Consider the following 19,782-nt stretch of genomic DNA (forward strand, 5'->3'; position numbering starts at 1 on the left):
GAATGACGCCAGTTAACCCTTCTGTTGAACAGTTTGCCTTTTCTTTATTAAAGCAAGGCAATCGAATACTGCAATTAATATTTTTATTTATCGTTAGTTTATTACCATTTCCTGTACTGGCTGCCGGCTTACCTGCCCATGAATTGAGTTTATGGTGGTGCTTTCCTTTTATTGGTTTGCTTTTGTCTATAGCTTTGTGTCCGATATTGATACCTAAAACATGGCATAGTCATAGTGGAAAAATTATCGGTGTATGGTGTGCTGCATTTCTGATACCTCTGAGCTGCTACTATAATGTTTCAGCTGGTTTATCTATTACCATACATGCATTGTTACAGGAATATATTCCATTTATGCTTTTACTACTGGCTTTATATACACTTTCCGGTGGTATTCTTATTCAGCATAATGGTAATGGCAGTGTAAAACTCAATGTACTGATTCTGGCAGTAGGTACACTTCTGGCCGGAATCATGGGTACAACTGGTGCTGCCATGCTATTTATCCGCCCTTTATTGCGGGCCAATGCACAGCGACGCCATCGAACTCATCTTGTAGTATTTTTTATTTTTCTAGTGGCCAACATCGGTGGCGGATTAACCCCGCTTGGAGACCCGCCATTATTTCTGGGTTTTCTGAAAGGTGTTGGTTTTCAGTGGACATTCGTTCACATGCTTTTGCCCGTAATTATCAATACTCTGATTTTACTATTTATTTTCTTTTGTATTGATTACTATTTATGGCAACGTGAAATTATTACTAATGATAAAGTTCAGAACAGTATTTCTTCATGGTCTATTCAGGGTAAAGCCAACTTATTGTTATTATTTGCAGTTACTGGAGTAATATTGGTTTCTGGATTATGTAAAAATTTACCGGTATGGAATATTTACGGAATTGAAACCAGTTTAGTTGCATGGATACGTGATGGTTTACTGCTCATCATTACTTTATGCTCGCTAAAATTAACACCATTGAAATTACGCAGACAAAATGACTTTAACTGGGCACCTATGGTTGAAGTAGGTAAATTATTTATCGGAATTTTCATAACTATTGCTCCTGTAATGGCTATATTACAACTCGGACAGGATGGAAGTTTCCGAATACTGATAAATTTAATTGAGCAAAAGGGAGAACCAGTAAATACTCTCTATTTCTGGCTAAGTGGTTTATTATCCGGCTTTCTGGATAATGCGCCTACCTATCTGGTGTTTTTCAATCTTGCTGGAGGTGATGCTGCTTTACTAATGCAACATTTACCTTCTACATTAATGGCGGTTTCTATGGGTTCAGTATTCATGGGAGCGCTCAGTTATATTGGTAATGCTCCTAATCTCATGGTTAAATCTATTGCCGAGCAACACCGAATTACTATGCCAAGCTTTTTTGGCTACATGGGTTGGTCTGTTACTCTGCTTATTCCGGTTTTTTTACTGGATACTTTATTGTTTTTTTAACTTATCGGAATAGCCGGCCATTAAGGTTTATTTAGTTATGCAATTATTGAAATACCTGCAAGCACAAGGTTTGGGCAGTCGCAAGCAATGTCAGGCATTAATTGACGACGATGCCGTACGAATTAATGATACGCTCTGCAATCATGCTCAAATGGATATCGACCCGAAAGCGGTAAGCAGTTTATATATTGATGACGTGAGTCTGATTCCAGTACCCCTTCCTTATTTTTATATTCTGCTCAATAAACCCGCTGATTATGAAACTTCGCATAAACCACAATTTTACCCGAGTGTTTTTAGTTTATTACCAGAGCCATTGCGTCATCTGGAGATGCAGGCTGTAGGCAGGTTGGATGCAGATACAACCGGCGTATTAATCCTGACTAACGATGGTCAGTTTAATCACCGTTGCACGTCACCAAAACATAAACTTCCAAAAATTTATCGTGTTAGTTTGAAGCATGCTGCAGACGAAAAACTATGTATTATTTTAAAAAACGGGGTCTTGTTACACGATGATAACGAAACGGTAACTGCACAGGCCGCTGAGTTAATTGATCCGCATACCTTACAGCTTACCATTACTTCAGGTAAATACCACCAGGTAAAACGGATGATAGCTGCAGCCGGCAATCGTGTTACTGCCTTGCATCGCAGTGCTTTCGGACTATGGCAGACTGAAGATTTACCTGCTGGCGGATGGCGTTTTTTTCAACCTGAGTCCGGCTTAATGTAACATGCTTAATACAGATATTATTTTCCAACTAATCAATATTATCGGAACAGTCGCTTTTGCCGTATCAGGTTATCTGGTTGGTTTTCGCAAAAGACTTGATATTCTCGGGGTTGTCATTGTAGCTTTACTTACTGCGGTAGGCGGCGGCATGATGCGTGATGCATTGGTCGGTCATATTCCTATGATTTTTAAAAGTAATACAGCATTGTGGACTATTTTTATTACATTAGTAATATCATGGGTGTGCCATTTACAATATCATCGTCATCGTGTACTTGCAGTATGGTTTGTTGTTGCTGATGCTCTTGGGCTGGCAGCATTCAGTCTGACTGGTGCGCAAGTTGGTCTGGATCTTGAATTAAACTGGTTTGGTGTAATTACACTGGCATTTGTAACAGCTGTAGGCGGTGGGATACTGCGCGACATACTGGTAAACGAAGTACCCATTATTTTACGTAGTGATATTTACGGTACCATTGCTATTTTACTTGGCTTACTTCTGTGCCTGCTGGATCACTGGGAAATGGTTACACCATTAAGTATTAATTTGCTGTTTATTGGTGGTGTACTAAGCCGTTTACTCGCTTATCATTACAACATTACCCTGCCGGGATTTCAAAAGAAGAAAAATTACAAAATATAACAAAACTACAAGAACTTTCGCTGCAAAAAACAGTCTAAGTCATTAAGATGATGTTCATACGCAGCTACAAGCGTATAAATTAAAGATTTAAAATGGTTTTTCAGTATTCTCTTGTCGAAACATTATTTTGGCCCTCTGCTGCTTCTCCCCTTGGCACAGAGGGTTCTTTTTATCTGCAATTTTTATCAGTCATTTCTATCGATAGAAGAAGCTATTTTGTATTTTGATAAATACAAACAAAATATTAGTTCTGATAAATTATCACTATTTTATTAATCTTCTTCTGAACTCATACTATGATTTAATGATAAATATTTTGATAACCCAATATGACTATCATTCTTTCATGCGCTACAATGCTGTCTTTTATTTGCAAAAGCAACCATAAAACCGTAAAAGAGATTAAATAATAACTATTTCTTTGCTTGAAATCTTATTTTTCAGCGCTATGTACGGTAAAGTTAGTTTTAATATTATAGATAAGAAAGTATCCAAGTGATGGAAAATAGAAAATTACGTTATATTGCTTCTGCAGTTATTCTCAGCCTGACGCTGAGTCCACTGGCTGAAGCCAAACGAGTTGGCGGTGGCGGTAACCGTGGAATGTCCCGCTCAAGTTACTCCAGCTCTTATTCTGGCTCATCCTACCAATCCAATCGCGGCAGCTATGCAAACTCTTCTTCCAGCCGACTTGGCGGTGGCAATAATGCAGGTATGTCACGTTCTTACTCTAACTCCGGACGTAACGATTATCGCTCTGATAATCAGAACAATTATTCTGGTCAGACACAGCCGCGCGGTAGCAATACCGGTCGGGTAATTGGTGCGGGTGTAGCTGGTGCCGCTATTGGGGCACTTGCAGGTCATGCAATGGCTAATCATAACCAGCAACAAACCAATGCACCTGTGACAAATCCTGATGGTAATTATAGTGAGAATGCTACTGATAGTAATAATGCAGCCGCTACTCAATCTACCAATTCTGATCAGCCACAGGTACAGCAACAATCACAACCGGAACCTAAAAGTGGCTTTAGCTGGTTATGGTTACTTATTATTGTATTTGGTGGTGTTTATCTTTACCGTCGTTTTGCCGCTAAAAGGAATAATCAGTCAAATATACCTTATGCCGGAAATACCAAGCCTAATAATTTCACTTCATTAAACAATAATAGCAACAGTAGTAGTACCAATATTTTCGGACAAAATATTGGAAGCAATAATAATTTAATGACAAACAATTTATCTGGTATGCCAGACGGAAGTAATCCAGACGCATTTCTGCGTTTCGCACGTCAGCGTTTTAATCATGTTCAGTCAATGAACAATGCCTCAAATCTGGAAGAAATCCGCCGTTACTTTACTTCAGATATGTTCGCAGATATCCGTAATGATATTATAAATAATCATGAAACTGCTGAATTCAGTAATCTTAATGCCGAACTAGTAGATAGCACTCAGGAAAATGGTCAGTATATTGCCAGTGTACGTTTTAGTGGTTTAGTGAGTGAAGAGCTGGGTAGTGCACAGCAACCATTCAGTGAAGTATGGCATTTTGTTAAACCTATGGGTAGTCAGCAGGATTGGCTGATTGCCGGTATACAACAGGATTAATTCTCACTTGCACATATTTAACTAGCAATTATATTTAAATATTAAAAAGCACTGAAATATCAGTGCTTTTTTCAATCAGAACATTTTACGAATATTAATTCCGGTACTGAATGTACGTTTAGGTGATGGTTCAAAATATCGCTCATTACTATCATTGACTATCACAGATCCAGCATAACGGCGATTAAATATATTATCTATACGTGCATAGCTGCTTACTGTCCAGCCACGATGAACCCATTCATAACCGATATTCGCTGAAGCAAGAGCATAAGCAGGTGCATAATCACTGTTACTGTCATTAACATATATTTTATCCATATAGCGGATATCCATCCCCCCCTGCCATCCTTGCTTAGGTTGCCATTGAAATCCTAAATAAAACTGGTTTTGAGCAACTCCCGGAATTTTATTACCTTTGCTAACAGCGGCTGCTTTACCTTGTGCTGCTATTTCACTATCAAACTTCGCATCCACATAGGAATAACTCGCCTGAACTTGTAAATCCTGCCACAACTTCTTTTGCCAAGCTAATTCACTACCATATCTTTTCGTCCGGTCAGCATTACGAAACGTACTTCTGCCGCCAGATGAAACCGCAGAAACAATATCATTGTGAGTTTCAGTATGAAAAATTGTAGCTGTCAGTTGGCCCCACGACTGTTCAAATTTTAGTCCTGCTTCAACTGTATCATTGCTAGAAGGTTTAAGATTACGATTAAAACCATCCTGTCCATCCGGTCTGTATGCCATTTCAGTAAATGTCGGTGTTTCAAAACCTTTACCATAAGCAACATAGGCTGCTGCCTGATTACTGAAGTTCCAGTCTAGTGAAATACCGGGCAACAGTTTATGGTATCGCATAGTACTACTATCATCACCATTAGCCAGATAATGATCACGTGTTCTGAAATGCACATTGCTATAGCGTAACCCGCCATCCAAATGCCATTCAGGTAAAAATTTCCATGAAAACTGAATATAAGGATCTAAATTCCATAAGGTATTATCCTCATCACGGCGTAATTTTCCTTTAATCCCTAAATGCGCACCACTAAAATTATTATAACCTTGCCGGTCCTCATTTTCCTTATCAAACGCCACACCTCCAATCAAAGTTAGATTAGGTATTGTATTTGTATTCAGCCAGCGAATATCGGTTCCATAATAATAACGGGTAAAATCGATAACACCTCCGGCATGTTTAGGAGCTGTCTGAGCTTTGGCCGGAATTGACTGGTACTGCACAACGTGACGCCGGCCAGCATACGCCATAGCATATAAACTGTTATGCTCATTGATTGATTTATCCCACGTCAGACCGGTCTGACTCTGGTCAATTTCTTTACGCATATTATAATCTCTGACATTCTGAGCTACCTGACGCGGATTGTCTTGCCACTGTTTACGTGTCAGTCCTCCGGGATCAGCAGCACGGATACGAACCTGATTAAGTACCCAATTCAATGTACTGCCATCATTTAAATCCCAAGTAAATTTTGCGTTATTGAGGACTTTTCTTGCGTCGCTATGTTCCCTGTAACCATTGGTATCAAAGTAACTTGAACTTATATTATATGCAGGTAAACTCGCCGCTTTACTTCCGTCTTGTAACTGAAATGAAGTTTGCTGCTTAGCAAAACGCGCCGTGTTAAAACCAACACTGACACTCGGATTGCCTGTACCCTCACGGGTTGTCGCGAGAATAGTTCCTCCAGAAGAGTTACCATATAAAGAAGAAAAAGGTCCGCCAAGTACCTCAATTTTCTCCAAAGAATTTAAATCAATATTGGATGTCTGCCCCTGTCCATCAGGCATAGAAGACGGAATTCCATCAACATAAATCCTGATTCCGCGAACACCGAATGTCGAACGGGCACCAAAACCTCTCATGGATATTTGCATATCCTGAGCATAATTTTCTCTTTCGAGAGCTTGTAAACCCGGAATAGCTTTCAAAGCATCAGAGATATTAGTTTTAGGCGTATTTTTGAGTGTATTTACATTTACAGTATAAACAGAAGCTGTAGTATCCAACCATTTTGAATTAGTGCGTAAAGCAGTGACTTCGATATCCGGCAAATCTGCTTCATCATTTTTATCATTGGCATAAGCCATAAATGGCAGCGCTGTCAGTGACAAAACTAATATTTTCAGATGTGTGTGTATCATAACTACTATTCTTAAATTAAAAATATTAATATAAAATTATTATAAAATTAACCAACCGTGACAGATAACACTTATGAATATTTACTGTCAATAAACTATTAAAAATATGGCTTGTAGATTAATTTATATTTTCCTAAACATAATATTATCTTATTAATATTTTAAAACATCACATTCTGAAAATACTTTTTTCAACGCTGATAGAAAAAATAATCAGGTAAAAAAACTGCCGGTTTTAAGCCGGCAGCTTTTTCATTATTAAAATTTATAACAACGGACCAACCAGACGCACTGTATTCTCCACCAGCCCCCACCACTTTGAACGAGCCTGCCATGTTTTCAGTTCGATATATTCACAAGCTTTCAAATAAGTGCTCTGTAACGCCACTACTGTTTCAGTCATACTTTCATCATAAATAGCCAGACTAATTTCCATATTGAGATAAAAACTGCGCATATCCATATTTACAGTGCCAAACAAAGTGTAATCACTATCTACAGTTAAAGTTTTAGCATGTAACAGCCCACCCTTAAACAAAGCAATTTTCACCCCAGCCTGTAATAGTCTTGGATAATATGCACGTGAAGCATATTTCACCAGCATTGAATCCACTGCTTCCGGTACAATCAGAGTAACATCCACTCCCCTGGTAGCAGCCGTAGTTAAAGCCAGCAGCAAAGCATCATCCGGAACAAAATAAGGCGTCGTAATAATAATACGTCGTGTAGCGGCATGAATTGCATTAACAATAGTGTCGTAAATAACCGGACTGCCTTGCTCAGGTGCTGAAGGAATCACCTGAACCACTACACCACTTTGTTCCTGTTGTGCAACTTGCAGATTATGCATGAGCGCCTGTTTACCGTAACTGTCTACCCATTGCTGTACCTGCATTAAATTAGATTCAGTTTCTACTGCCATATCACCGGCAAATACTGCGGCTAGAGGTTGTACCAGACTTCCTTCACAACGCATCATCACATCAACCCATTCTCCGACACCGGCATTTTTTTTGAAAAAACGCGGGTCGACCAGATTAAAACTGCCCGTATAGCCAATTTTCTGATCTATAACCGCAATTTTACGATGATTCCGCAAATCTGCACGTACAAGAAAAGTGCGCCATAATTGAACGGGTAAAGCTTCAGTCAATGTAATACCCGCATTGCGTAAACGCTGAGGCCAGTCACTACGCCAGAATTTTACACTACCAATACTGTCAACCAGCATACTGGTAACCACACCTCGTTGTGCTGCTGCAATGGCATCATTCAGCAATTCAATAATTTCTCCCTGCGGATCAACAATATAAAAAGCCAGTAAACAGCTTGTTTTCGCATGCTGAATATCATAACGAATGGCGGCAATGATTTCTTCATCATTGGTAAGAAGCTTTAAGTGATTGTATTCGGTAGCCTCAAATCCAGTTTTATCGGCTGCAATCAAACTGATACCATGATAACGTTCATTCAGACCACTACAAGCATGCTGATTGAAATTATGCAGATATTTATTACTGAATCCCTGATAAAATTTCACCAGTTCATTCTGACGACGTAGCCGGCGTGAACCCAGCCTGGGTTCACCAATTAACAAGTAGCCTACAGCCCCGACTAAAGGAAAAGCCATTAACATCAGAATCCAAGCAACGGAAACTCCTGTATTACGCTGATGGTATAACACTCTCACTACCAGAACAGTAACCACAATCACATGTAATACAACAAGAATTTCAGCCCAGGGTATATCATGTAACATATAAGTAAACCAATTATTTAATGTCTAGAATATAGTAGATTATAAATGGATAAATAATCTATATAATGAATTGAGATAAATATCAGATAAAAAATTCTGGCAGGTACAGAAAACTAAGTCTGTGACTGCCAGAAATAGCAAGTAATTATTCACATCAATTATTTGTTTCAGAATTGATTGATATTCTCTGAAATACAAATAATTAATTCTGATGATATTCTGCAGAAATGCGATGTACCGCATCTACTGCACATTTCACCATTTCCGGATTAGTATATTGATTGATACCATGACCCAGATTAAATACATGTCCGCTGCCAGCTCCGTAAGCAGCAAGTAAACGCTTAACTTCGTCTGTAATACTTTCTGAATCACCAAATAGAGCCAGCGGGTCAAGATTTCCCTGTAATGCCACCTGCTGTCCGACCAACTGACGTGCCTGCTGTAAATTGACAGTCCAGTCCACACCTAACGCATCAGCACCCAGTGCAGCTAATTGTTCCAGCCACTGGCCACCGCCTTTAGTAAATATAATGATTGGTACCCGACGACCATCTGCTTCACGCTGTAAGCCTGAAATGACCTGTTGCAGATAGCGTAAATCAAACTCCTGAAAAGCTTTATCGCTAAGAATTCCGCCCCATGTATCAAAAATCTGTACGGCCTGTGCACCTGCAGCTATCTGTTCATTCAAATAAGCAGTTACAGTCTGCGCATTAATATCCAGTATCCGGTGTAACAATTGCGGTCGCTGATAAAGCATGGTTTTCAATAAACGAAAATCCCGACTGCCTTCTCCTTCAACCATATAACAGGCTAGTGTAAACGGACTGCCAGAAAAACCAATTAACGGTACACGACCGTTCAAAGCATTACGTATACTATGAACAGCATCGAACACATAGCGCAAACGGTTCATATCAGGAACCTGTAAACGTGTCACATCGTTTTCATTCTGCAACGGATGAGTAAATTTAGGTCCTTCACCTTCGACAAAATGCAAACCGAGCCCCATTGCATCCGGTACCGTGAGAATATCGGAAAACAAGATAGCCGCATCCAGTGCAAAACGCTCCAAAGGCTGAAGAGTCACCTCTGTAGCCAGCTCTGGATTATGACAAAGTTCAAGAAAACTGCCGGCTTTCGCTCTTGTTTCTCTGTACTCCAGTAAATAGCGTCCAGCCTGTCTCATTAACCATACCGGCGTATATTCAACCGGTTGCTTTAGTAAAGCACGTAAAAAAATATCGTTATGTAAAACTGCCATAATTAACCTCAGGCAGTTAGTACATACAGTACCAACTGCCTGTTAAATAAAAACTAAAAATTACAACTCATCATTATTACCAATTGTGGCCAGAATTTCATTACGCTGCTGCTCGGCAGCCTCGCTCTGACCGGATTGCTCCAGTACTTTAGCTAATAACAATCTGGTTACATTATTATTACTGGCCTGCAAACTGGCTTCGAGATAAGTCTTTGCCTTTCCCCACAGTTGTTGCTGATAACTTAACTCACCCATCAACAATAGTAAGTCCGGGTCTTGCGGATTTTGTTGTAACCACTTATCAACGGTTACCATATTTTTTTGCTGTTCTTTACTGCTTAAATATTGATTGACCTGATTAAATGCAGGTAATAGTGAAGCATCATGAGTGCGCGGATAATATTTTTTTACCCATTTCAATGCCTGAGTATACATACCTAGCTGAAGATATTTTTCTGCAATATTTGCACTAAGTGTACTTTCACGTTCATCTACCGGAATCAAATTAAGACTGCTTTTCAGCTCACCCGGCTCTTTAACATTTGCCAGTAACTGCCGATAAGCCCAGTATTGGTAATTATTCTGTTCGCTTTTGCTTAACGCTCCTGCGCGGCTTAATTTATCAACTGCTTCCAAAACACCCTGAGCATCATGCTTTTCCCAGTCATATCGTAACTGCAACTTAACAAGCTGGGTTAAATTCGGATTGATTTTGGCTGCTGCTTCCAGTGCACTTCTGGCTTGCTGATCATTGTGCTGTGATAAAGCTGATTGAGCCAGAAGCAAATAGCGGGAAAGCTGCTGTTTTTCCGGTAACTTTGCAATTTCATCTAAATAACGGTCACGTGTTGTACTGTCATCCATCTGATCAGCACTATGCGCAACCAGTAATAAGGCCAGAGCACGACTGTGCTGCCCCTGTTTATTACGTAAGACCCGCTCAGCCTCACGCTCAGCAAACTGATAGCGACCTTCAAAGTAGGCTAAACCGGCATGATTTAATGCTGTTTCAACCTGATGGCGCTGATGATTGATACGCCAGTGATGCCAGTGACCGGGTAAATGCACAAAACCCATAATAATGCGTAAAAATATATACAACAGTACTACCGTTAGCAGCACAAGACCAATAAACAGCTGCAGATTGATACGTATCAGAGTTTGCTCAACTACAATATACACATCACCACTGTAATATTTCGCACCCAGTACGACACCCACTGCAACAATAAACAGAACAATCAACCATAATAGAGATCTCATAATGAATGGTCTCCTTGTCTGGAAGAGGACGCTGCAGAAGCATTATTACTGTTTACAGGGCTAGCCTGCTGTTGTTGTTCGGTATGTACCGGTATATTGCTGGCAGATGATGCACTTAAATCCGGCAACGCCGTTGACATATCCATTCCAGACTGATTCTGGTATTCACGTACAGCAGCCAGGCTGGCTGACAGACTATTGTCCTGACTAGTTTGCACGTTAAGTGTCTTTAACTGGGTTAATTCTTTCAGCCACGACTGCGTTGCTGCTGAACCACCGTCAAAATATTGCTTAACAGCAGTTTCTGCACCATTTAAATCAGCAACATAAACTTCTCCGCGACGCTGAATCAGAGCAATACGTGCATCCAGCAATCGCAGCCGCAGATTTTCACGTACAAAATATATCTGTTCAGGCGACATTAGCATTGAATCATTGTGATTAATGTGACGCACTTCTACCATACTGCGTAAAGAGTGCAAAGTATTTTGCCATGTACGCTGCCACCATGAAGCATTTGGATTCACCGGTATATTACTTGTCACTCCGGGCTGTAACTGACTTTCAACTACTAACGGCAGACCTGCTATAGCAGACTCAAGACGATTCAGACGCAATGAAACACTGGCAACATCCAGATAAGGCCGGTTTTTCAGATTTTCCAAATCACTGCTTATAGCCTTTTTGATAGGCAGCAATTGCGGCTGGTCAAAGCGGGATAGCCGGCCATCCAGACTTTCAAGTACATTAACTGCAACAGGAACATTACCGGAAATCAGCAACTGCTGAGAGGCAAGATTCAATGTAGCTTCTATTTCATCAACCAGCCAGTCAGTGCGATTTTTTACCAGCTCCTGATAGGCACGGGTAAGCCGGTCTACATTATCACCCTGAGTTTTCTGCTGGGTTTGAATTTCCTGCAACTGACGGCTTAACTCATCAATGCGTGTCAGGCTGGTTTCTATCGAAACAGCAGTTTTGCTGGCACTAATCCCGGCATTGTCAATTTTCTGATCAAATTGTAGCTGCTGGTTTTTAAGCTGATTCTGTCCTTCAACAAATAAAAACCCACTGGCTCCCAGAGCCAGTAATGATAATACCAGTGCGCCCAGAGCAATTCCCTTACCTGAGCCGGATTGCGACTGTTTTGCCGGAGATGGCTGAACAGGAATACTAGATGCAGAAGCATCTGATACTGTGTTGTTTTTTTGGGAATTCATAGTTTGATGTGTCGTGTTTAGATCTTTATTGGTAGCTTCAGTAACCGCAGAAGTAGCCGATTCGGGCGGAGCACTAACTTCGCCTTGTTTATTCACCAGCAATGGCTGCTTTTCCTGTTCAGGAGGCTGGCCAGCCTGTGCATTCTGTTGTTCACTCATTCGGTATACTCCCTACTTTATATAATAGGTTAACAGCACTACTGAAGAAAATAGCATCAGGTGCTGCGTGAATGCAAAAGTGCCAGTCCGCGACATAAGTCCGGAACATGAAGTGTCTTGACACCATATCCGATTAACGCGGCATCTATGCGCGGATGGTGAACTAAGTATAACAAGCTTTTGCTAACTGCGTACAAATCCGGAGGTAATTGAGTAAACCACGCTTGAACTGCGGCAGTTGTCGTCATATACACTGCCTTCAAATTTCCCTGTTCGGCCTGTGTTGAAATAACTGACCAGTTTATAGGTACTGGATTTCGCTGATATACTTCTGCTACCTCAATTTGCCATCCTAATTGATGCAGTTGCTTAATCAGCCAGTCGCGGCCGCCTATACCTCTAATAAATAGCAATTTACCTTTACGCTGCTGCCATACAGGCAAATGTAAAACTGCTTCACTATCATGTCCGTTTTCCGGATAAACAATCTGTTTAAATCCATAACCGGATAATGCCGATGCCGTAGCAGCACCCACTGCCACATGTATTAATTTATCAGAACGTGAAACATAATTTGCAGCAATATGTACGGCACTCGGGCTAACCCAGAAAATAATATTCTGACTCTGGCTTTGACCAGATAGCCGGTTTAAAGCCGCTGATTGTGTCTGTAATTGCAGATATTCAAGTAAAATAGGTTGCCAGCCATAACGAATGCAACAGTCTATATCGGCAGTGGCTGCCAGCTGCGGACGCATTAGCACCAGACATGGTAAAGTATTCATCGGATAGATAAAACATCATTAATTAACTGCTGCGCACCTTGATCAGCTAGCTGCTGTGCAACCATCAAACCCAGCTGCTCTGCTTCACTAATATTTGCCTTTTCACTGGCTCGCAACACTGTTACACCATCTGCAGATGCCACTAAACCACGTAACTCAAGCATGCCGGATTTTTCAGTACAATACGCTGCCAGCGGTACCTGACAGCTACCACCAAGTACACGTGCCATAGTACGTTCTGCAGTAACACACGCTGCTGTAACAGGATGGTGTAATGGTTGCAATAAAGTCAGTAAGTCCTCACGATGAGCGGCAACCTCTATAGCCAGTGCCCCCTGACCAGCAGCTGGCAGCAATATTTCTGGAGATAATATACACTGAATTCGCTGCTCTAAACCCAGTCGCTCAAGACCAGCTGCAGCAAGAATAATTGCAGCATATTCCTGTCTGTCAAGTTTATCCAGACGTGTTTGCACATTACCCCGCAGAGGCTTTACCTGCAAATCAGGATACAGCAACCTAATCTGAGCTTCCCGACGCAGACTTGAAGTTCCGACTATGGCATTAGCCGGTAAATCAGCCAAACAGCTAAACTGATGAGAAACAAATGCATCAAATGGATTAGCCCGCTCAGTTATTGCTGCCAAGATAAAGCCATCCGGCAGTTGCATAGGAACATCTTTAAGAGAGTGCACAGCAATATCTGCTGTTCCCTTTTGCAAGGCTAACTCAAGCTCTTTTATAAATAATCCCTTACCACCTATTTTGGACAAAGACTGATGCAATATCTGATCACCCCGGGTTGTCATACCCTGAATTTCAATAGATAACCCCGGATATGCAGTCTGAAGACATTGCTGTACATAATGAGCCTGCCACATAGCCAAAGTGCTCTCGCGGCTGGCAATGACTAAATCATTTTTTGTCATATTAATTTACAAGAATCAAAAAAATCAGAACAGAAATTTTAGCACTAACTAAAATTTGATTTTGATATACCACCCGTATCAGCAGGATAAAGAATGTGCTTCAGGACGTTGCAGTAATTCATTAACCAGACCAGATACACCAGCCTGAGCCGGTGCGCGAATAATCTGTACATTTTGCAAGCCATCAATCGGCTGGGGATCAACAAGGTAAATTTCAGCGTTCGGTGGTATATACTGGATTAGACCAGCGGCCGGATAAACCTGCAAGGAAGTGCCAATGATAATTGCAATATCAGCTGAACGCATCACTTGTATAGCCTGTTCAATCATAGGCACCGCCTCACCAAACCAGACAATATGCGGCCTCATCGGAAAACCATTAACATCAACATCTGTTACTTTCTGATCCCCCGGGCAATCCACAATATAATTTTCATCAACACAGCTTCTGGCTTTTAACAACTCACCATGTAAATGTAAAACATGAGTACTTCCGGCTCGCTCATGCAAATCATCTATATTTTGAGTAATTATATCTACATCATAACCATCTTCCAGACGTTTCAGAGCCATATGAGCAGAATTGGGTTCGGTTTTTAGCAGCTGACGTCTTAGGTGATTATAAAAATTAAGCACATATAATGGCTGACGCTTAAATGCCTCCGGTGTTGCCACATCCTCTACACGTTCACCCTCCCACAAACCTCCCTGATTACGAAAAGTCTGTAAACCGCTTTCAGCACTAATACCGGATCCAGTTAATACAACAATATGCTGTCTGTTTGAGTTGGGCATAAATTCCATCATCAGATATGTATAAAAGCCGTAATCGCTGCTTTCAGTCGTTGTAATCCTGCATGTAAATCAGCATCACTCAATAACAAACTCGGAGCCAGACGCAAGACATTATTACCGGCAACCAAAACCAGCAAACCATGTTGTAAAGCCAATTGCATTAACTGAGCAGCCTTTCCGGTATATGTCTCAGACATAACACAGCCAAGTAGTAATCCCTGGCCTCTTACCTGAGAAAATACACCAGTTGATTCAGCAAGTTCCTGCAAACCTGCCTGTAATTTTTTCCCTTGCTGAAGCACATTCTGCATCGTTTCCGGTGTATTAATAATATCAAATGCAGCACAGCCAACGGCACAGGCCAACGGATTACCACCAAAAGTACTGCCATGGCTGCCCGGTGTAAAACTATTCCCTATATGAGCTGTGGTCAGCATTGCACCAATAGGAATACCACAACCCAAAGCTTTGGCGCTGGAAACTATATCTGGCTGAACATCATAATATTGATGAGCAAACAGTTTTCCTGTTCGTCCCATACCTGTTTGTACTTCATCAAAAATCAATAAAGCCTGATGCCGGTCACAAGCCTCTCTGGCTGCCTGCAAAAATTCTTCAGTTGCCGGCAATACTCCGCTTTCCCCCTGAATAGGTTCAATGACAACTGCACAGGTTTTATCGTTAACAGCTGCCACAATAGCTGAGGAATCATTAAACGGAATATGTTTAATTCCGGTAGGTAAAGGTGCAAAATCATTGCTATATTTAGGTTGCCCTCCTACTGATACCGTAAACAAAGTACGTCCATGAAATCCGTTTACACAAGCTATAATTTCATATTTTTCAGTTCCGGCAAAATGATCTCGTGCATACTTACGAGCCAGCTTGAAAGCAGCTTCATTTGCTTCAGCTCCGGAATTACAGAAAAATACTTGCTCAGCAAAGGTATTTTCTACGAGTCTTTTTGCTAAATCCTGTGCCGGCTGTGTTGTATAAATATTAGAAATATGCCAAATCTTGTGTGCCTGTGCAGTCAGTGCCTGAATTAATGCAGGATGGCAATGCCCCAGTGCATTAACAGCAATACCGCCAGCTAAATCTATATATTCCTGACCATTATCATCCCACACCCGACTGCCCTGTGCATGATCCGGCAGGATAGGTGCAAAAGTAAAATTCGGGGTTAAGTAGTTGTGCATTTTTCTCTCTATTTATTATAAAAACATAATTTGATTTGTAAAATTATATATTGTTACAGCAATCATGAATTAAAGTCTGATGAATTAAAATATAGCCACAAAACAACTAAATTTTGTATAAACAATACAAGATTACCACTTAGATAATAATAAATTCAAATATGTATGCTATTTAATCAAAATATATCAATATCTTTTGCCGCTTAATAATTAAATTTGAAATTCTTTTCACTAAAACAGATACAAGCACAATCCATAGATTAAATTGGGTGTTAAAAAAACAGTCCTGATTAAATTCAGATTTGTCAGATTGATATAAATAAAAACTACTTCAATCATATTAATATCACATCTGACGTAAGCGATTAATCCGGTTATCCAGTGTCGGATGAGTACTGAAAAGAGCATCAGCAGTTTCACAGGCAATTCCAAAAGCCTGCATACCAGCAGGTAAATGACTGGTTTCACCTTTTAATCTTTGCAGGGCAGCTATCATTTTAGGCGCACCCACCAGACGTGCTGCTCCCGCATCTGCACGATATTCGCGCTGGCGACTAAACCACATAACTATTAAACTTGCCAGAAAACCGAACACTGTCTGCAAAATCATACTTACCAGATAATAAATACTATGAGATACCTCCCCATCTTCTTTTCGGGCTACAACATCAGCAATGCGGTTAGCCCAGAAAAAAACAAAAGTATTAACCACTCCCTGCAACAATGTCATTGTCACCATATCTCCATTGCCAATATGAGCCATTTCATGAGCAAGCACGGCTTCTACTTCATCCTGCGACATACTATGCAGCAGACCAGTACTTACTGCCACCAGTGAGCTGTTACGTGTAGCTCCGGTAGCAAAAGCATTAGGTTCAGGAGAATCATAAATAGCCACCTCGGGCATAGCAATATTCCACTGACTGGCCAGACTGGCAACTGTATTTAACAGCCAGGCCTCTGCAGCTGTTTGTGGCTGACCAATAATCTGTCCATTAACTGAATTAAGTGCCAGCGTTTTGGACATTAGCAAAGAAATAATAGAACCGGTAAAACCAACAACAGCAGCCAGTAATAACAAAATACCATTGCCGTTACTATAAATATTAATACCTAAAAGTGCACAAAGAATATTCAGAACAACATTAATAACAATGATGACTGCAAGATTGGTAGCAATAAACAATACAATACGTTTCACATTATGCCCTTTTAATTTCTGTAAAAATTCATCAGTACAATAATATCAGTGACATAAAAACTAATAATATTCAGTTTTCATTTAATCTGAAAACTGATATTTTATTTATAAGTTCATAAATCAATTATTTAAAAGTTTTCGAAATCAAAACTTAAAATTATAATAATAAGCATATAATGAGATATAAATATATGCTTGAATAATATTATAGCGCTGAAATTTCAAAGACGTACTTGCCCCTGCCCCATAACGATCCATTTCTGACTGGTTAAACCATATAAACCCACCGGACCGCGTACATGGACTTTGTCAGTAGAAATTCCAATTTCTGCGCCTAAGCCATATTCATACCCATCAGCGAAACGAGTTGACGCATTCACCATAACACTGGATGAATCTACCATACGCAGGAATAACTGTGCATGAGATAAATCATTTGTAATAATACTGTCTGTATGATGGCTACCATAATAATTAATATGACTGATGGCTTCACTGACATCATTGACTACTTTTATTGAAAGAACCGGAGCCAGATACTCAGTTGACCAATCAATTTCTGAAGCTGGAATAATATCATTATGCAAAATTTTCTGAGTAAGCTGACAGCCTCGTAACTCAACACCTTTTTCTGAATATTTTTGTTGAAGTACAGGTAATAACTCTGCTGCACGACTAACATGAACCAGCAAAGTTTCCATAGTATTGCACGTGCCGTAACGCGATGTTTTAGCATTTACAGCAATATTAATCGCCATTTCTGCTTCTGCAGAAGCATCAATATACACATGACATATACCGTCCAAATGTTTGATAACCGGTATACGTGCTTTTTCATTTACCCGCTGCACCAGACCTTTACCGCCCCGCGGAATAATTACATCAATATATTCAGATAAACCCACCAGTATATCTACACCGGCACGATCAGTATCAGTCAGCAGATTAACAGCAGTTTCCGGTAAGCCGGCTTGCTTTAATGATGATGTAATGACCGAAGCGATTGCCTTATTAGTATTGATTGCTTCGCTGCCACCCCGTAACACGCAACTGTTACCTGTTTTCAGGCATAATATGGCTGCGTCCAGAGTTACATTCGGGCGAGATTCATAAATCATACCTATTACACCTAACGGCACACGCATTTTACCGAGCGTAATACCATTAGGCAGTACACGAAACTCATCCATTTCACCCACTGGATCCGCTAATGCAGCAACCTGATGTACACCATCAATCATTGCCGCTATCCTGCTTTCATTAAGTTGCAACCGATCAAGTAAAGCAGTATCTATTCCCTGTTTTCGTGCTGCACTTATATCAATTTCATTAGCAGCAAGAATCCTATTTCGTTCAGCAGACAGACCCGATGCAATAAATGACAATAACTGATTTTTCTGTGCAGTAGATGCCATATTAAGAGCATAACAAGCATCTTTGGCTGCTTTAGCCATTTCAGTAATATACTTGGTTAATTCCACGCAAATCTACTTTCTACAAAGACAACACAAAAATCATTCGTATTCTCATATAAAATCACACAAGATACATTTACCCAACTAAAACAACCCTTGCATACCCATTAAAAATTATATGATATGTTAATTAAATCCTCTTTCGAAATTGTCTTACAACGAAACAATTAATCAATATGCGTATCTGTTGAATCTTTAAACTGAGTCTGAGGTTTTAATACAATCAAATTATCTACTGCACCTATTGCAGCAATATCCTTGCCCGGATAATCAAGTTCAGTGAGGAAATGGCGTATACAATTGAGTCGTGCGCGTTTTTTATCGTCAGATTTAATTACTGTCCATGGCGCATCGCCGGTATGAGTATGGAAAAACATATCGTTTTTAGCTTCGGTATAATCATCCCAGCGATCCAAAGACTGAATATCAACAGGAGAAAGTTTCCAGTGCTTTAAAGGATCATCGCGCCGTGAAATAAAACGACGTAACTGCTCTTCACGGGAAACAGAAAACCAAAATTTAAACAAATAAATACCACTATTTACCAGCATACGCTCCAATTCCGGAGTCTGGCGCATAAACTGCAAATATTCATGAGGCTGACAAAAGCCCATTACACGTTCCACACCGGCACGGTTATACCAGGAGCGATCGAAAAATACCATTTCACCACTTGTAGGCAAGCGCTCAATATAACGCTGAAAATACCATTGACCCTTTTCAGTCTCAGTAGGCTTTTCAAGAGCCACTACCCGTGCACCACGAGGGTTAAGATGCTCCATAAAGCGTTTAATCGTTCCCCCTTTACCCGCTGCGTCTCTGCCTTCGAATAAAGATACAATTTTCTGACCCGACTCCTTAACCCAGTTTTGCACTTTCAAGAGTTCAATTTGCAATTTGGCTTTTTCTCGCTCATATGTTGAACGTCTCATCCGGGTACGATAAGGATAATTTGAAGGTAATGGCGCTGTAGATGAATCTTCATCAGTATGCCTGCCTTCCAATACACTTCTCTCAAAAACTTTCAATCTTGCTTCTTTATCATTCGTACTAATTTCATCAGACTGCTCAGTCTGTGATTGTTGCTCACTCATATTGTTCCTTT

16 protein-coding genes are annotated in these 19,782 nt (G+C 40.4%); 4 read left to right on the plus strand and 12 right to left on the minus strand.

The window, feature by feature from the left end; translation table 11 throughout:
* The first annotated feature begins 2 nt into the window (after positions 1-2).
* From GYX91_RS06960 to GYX91_RS06975, 4 genes are all read left to right on the plus strand, one after another.
* Entirely contained in the window at positions 3-1,460 is a 1,458-nt protein-coding gene (locus tag GYX91_RS06960; protein WP_174830354.1) for a sodium:proton antiporter, read from the plus strand.
* 37 nt (positions 1,461-1,497) lie between these two features.
* Positions 1,498-2,196, plus strand: a complete 699-nt coding sequence (locus GYX91_RS06965; protein ID WP_174830356.1) for a 16S rRNA pseudouridine(516) synthase — start codon at positions 1,498-1,500, stop codon at positions 2,194-2,196.
* 1 nt (position 2,197) lies between these two features.
* Entirely contained in the window at positions 2,198-2,839 is a 642-nt protein-coding gene (locus GYX91_RS06970; RefSeq protein WP_174830358.1) for a trimeric intracellular cation channel family protein, read from the plus strand.
* 498 nt (positions 2,840-3,337) lie between these two features.
* Positions 3,338-4,453 carry a Tim44 domain-containing protein gene (locus GYX91_RS06975; RefSeq protein WP_174830359.1) on the plus strand — a complete coding sequence of 372 codons (1,116 nt, stop codon included), beginning with the start codon at positions 3,338-3,340 and terminating at the stop codon, positions 4,451-4,453.
* A gap of 75 nt (positions 4,454-4,528) precedes the next feature.
* Here the strand turns inward: GYX91_RS06975 and GYX91_RS06980 are convergent, their stop codons facing one another.
* The 12 genes from GYX91_RS06980 to ppk2 form a co-directional block, all read right to left on the minus strand.
* Entirely contained in the window at positions 4,529-6,625 is a 2,097-nt protein-coding gene (locus GYX91_RS06980; RefSeq protein WP_174830361.1) for a TonB-dependent receptor, read from the minus strand.
* A 265-nt stretch (positions 6,626-6,890) separates the two neighbouring features.
* The gene (gene cls, locus GYX91_RS06985; protein ID WP_041879874.1) at positions 6,891-8,384 is read right to left on the minus strand and encodes a cardiolipin synthase; all 1,494 of its coding nucleotides are present in this window, start codon (positions 8,382-8,384) and stop codon (positions 6,891-6,893) included.
* Between the two features lie 202 nt (positions 8,385-8,586).
* Positions 8,587-9,651: a uroporphyrinogen decarboxylase gene (hemE, locus tag GYX91_RS06990; protein WP_174830363.1), complete on the minus strand. Its 1,065-nt coding sequence runs from the start codon at positions 9,649-9,651 to the stop codon at positions 8,587-8,589.
* A 60-nt stretch (positions 9,652-9,711) separates the two neighbouring features.
* Positions 9,712-10,914: a heme biosynthesis HemY N-terminal domain-containing protein gene (locus GYX91_RS06995; protein WP_174830365.1), complete on the minus strand. Its 1,203-nt coding sequence runs from the start codon at positions 10,912-10,914 to the stop codon at positions 9,712-9,714.
* Positions 10,911-12,293 carry a uroporphyrinogen-III C-methyltransferase gene (locus tag GYX91_RS07000; RefSeq protein WP_078474368.1) on the minus strand — a complete coding sequence of 461 codons (1,383 nt, stop codon included), beginning with the start codon at positions 12,291-12,293 and terminating at the stop codon, positions 10,911-10,913. Before GYX91_RS07000 ends, GYX91_RS06995 begins: the two co-directional genes overlap by 4 nt.
* A gap of 56 nt (positions 12,294-12,349) precedes the next feature.
* Positions 12,350-13,078, minus strand: coding sequence for a uroporphyrinogen-III synthase (locus GYX91_RS07005; protein ID WP_174830367.1), 729 nt, complete (start codon positions 13,076-13,078; stop codon positions 12,350-12,352).
* A complete protein-coding gene (hemC, locus tag GYX91_RS07010) occupies positions 13,075-14,007 on the minus strand; it encodes a hydroxymethylbilane synthase (protein ID WP_078474370.1) in 933 nt (310 codons plus the stop codon). The genes GYX91_RS07005 and hemC overlap by 4 nt, the downstream gene beginning before the upstream one ends.
* 78 nt (positions 14,008-14,085) lie before the next feature.
* Positions 14,086-14,802 (minus strand): NAD-dependent deacylase, encoded by a 717-nt coding sequence (locus tag GYX91_RS07015; protein ID WP_174830369.1) that lies wholly within the window; start codon positions 14,800-14,802, stop codon positions 14,086-14,088.
* A gap of 11 nt (positions 14,803-14,813) precedes the next feature.
* The gene (locus GYX91_RS07020; RefSeq protein WP_174830371.1) at positions 14,814-16,001 is read right to left on the minus strand and encodes an acetylornithine/succinyldiaminopimelate transaminase; all 1,188 of its coding nucleotides are present in this window, start codon (positions 15,999-16,001) and stop codon (positions 14,814-14,816) included.
* Positions 16,002-16,347: 346 nt separating this feature from the next.
* The gene (gene htpX, locus GYX91_RS07025; RefSeq protein ID WP_174830373.1) at positions 16,348-17,202 is read right to left on the minus strand and encodes a protease HtpX; all 855 of its coding nucleotides are present in this window, start codon (positions 17,200-17,202) and stop codon (positions 16,348-16,350) included.
* 221 nt (positions 17,203-17,423) lie between these two features.
* Entirely contained in the window at positions 17,424-18,683 is a 1,260-nt protein-coding gene (locus GYX91_RS07030; RefSeq protein ID WP_370520375.1) for a glutamate-5-semialdehyde dehydrogenase, read from the minus strand.
* A gap of 161 nt (positions 18,684-18,844) precedes the next feature.
* Complete coding sequence (ppk2, locus tag GYX91_RS07035) at positions 18,845-19,771, minus strand: polyphosphate kinase 2 (RefSeq protein WP_025331034.1); 927 nt, start codon at positions 19,769-19,771, stop codon at positions 18,845-18,847.
* Positions 19,772-19,782 lie beyond the last annotated feature (11 nt).

This window comes from Snodgrassella sp. ESL0304 (assembly GCF_013344995.1).
Classification (GTDB): domain Bacteria; phylum Pseudomonadota; class Gammaproteobacteria; order Burkholderiales; family Neisseriaceae; genus Snodgrassella; species Snodgrassella alvi.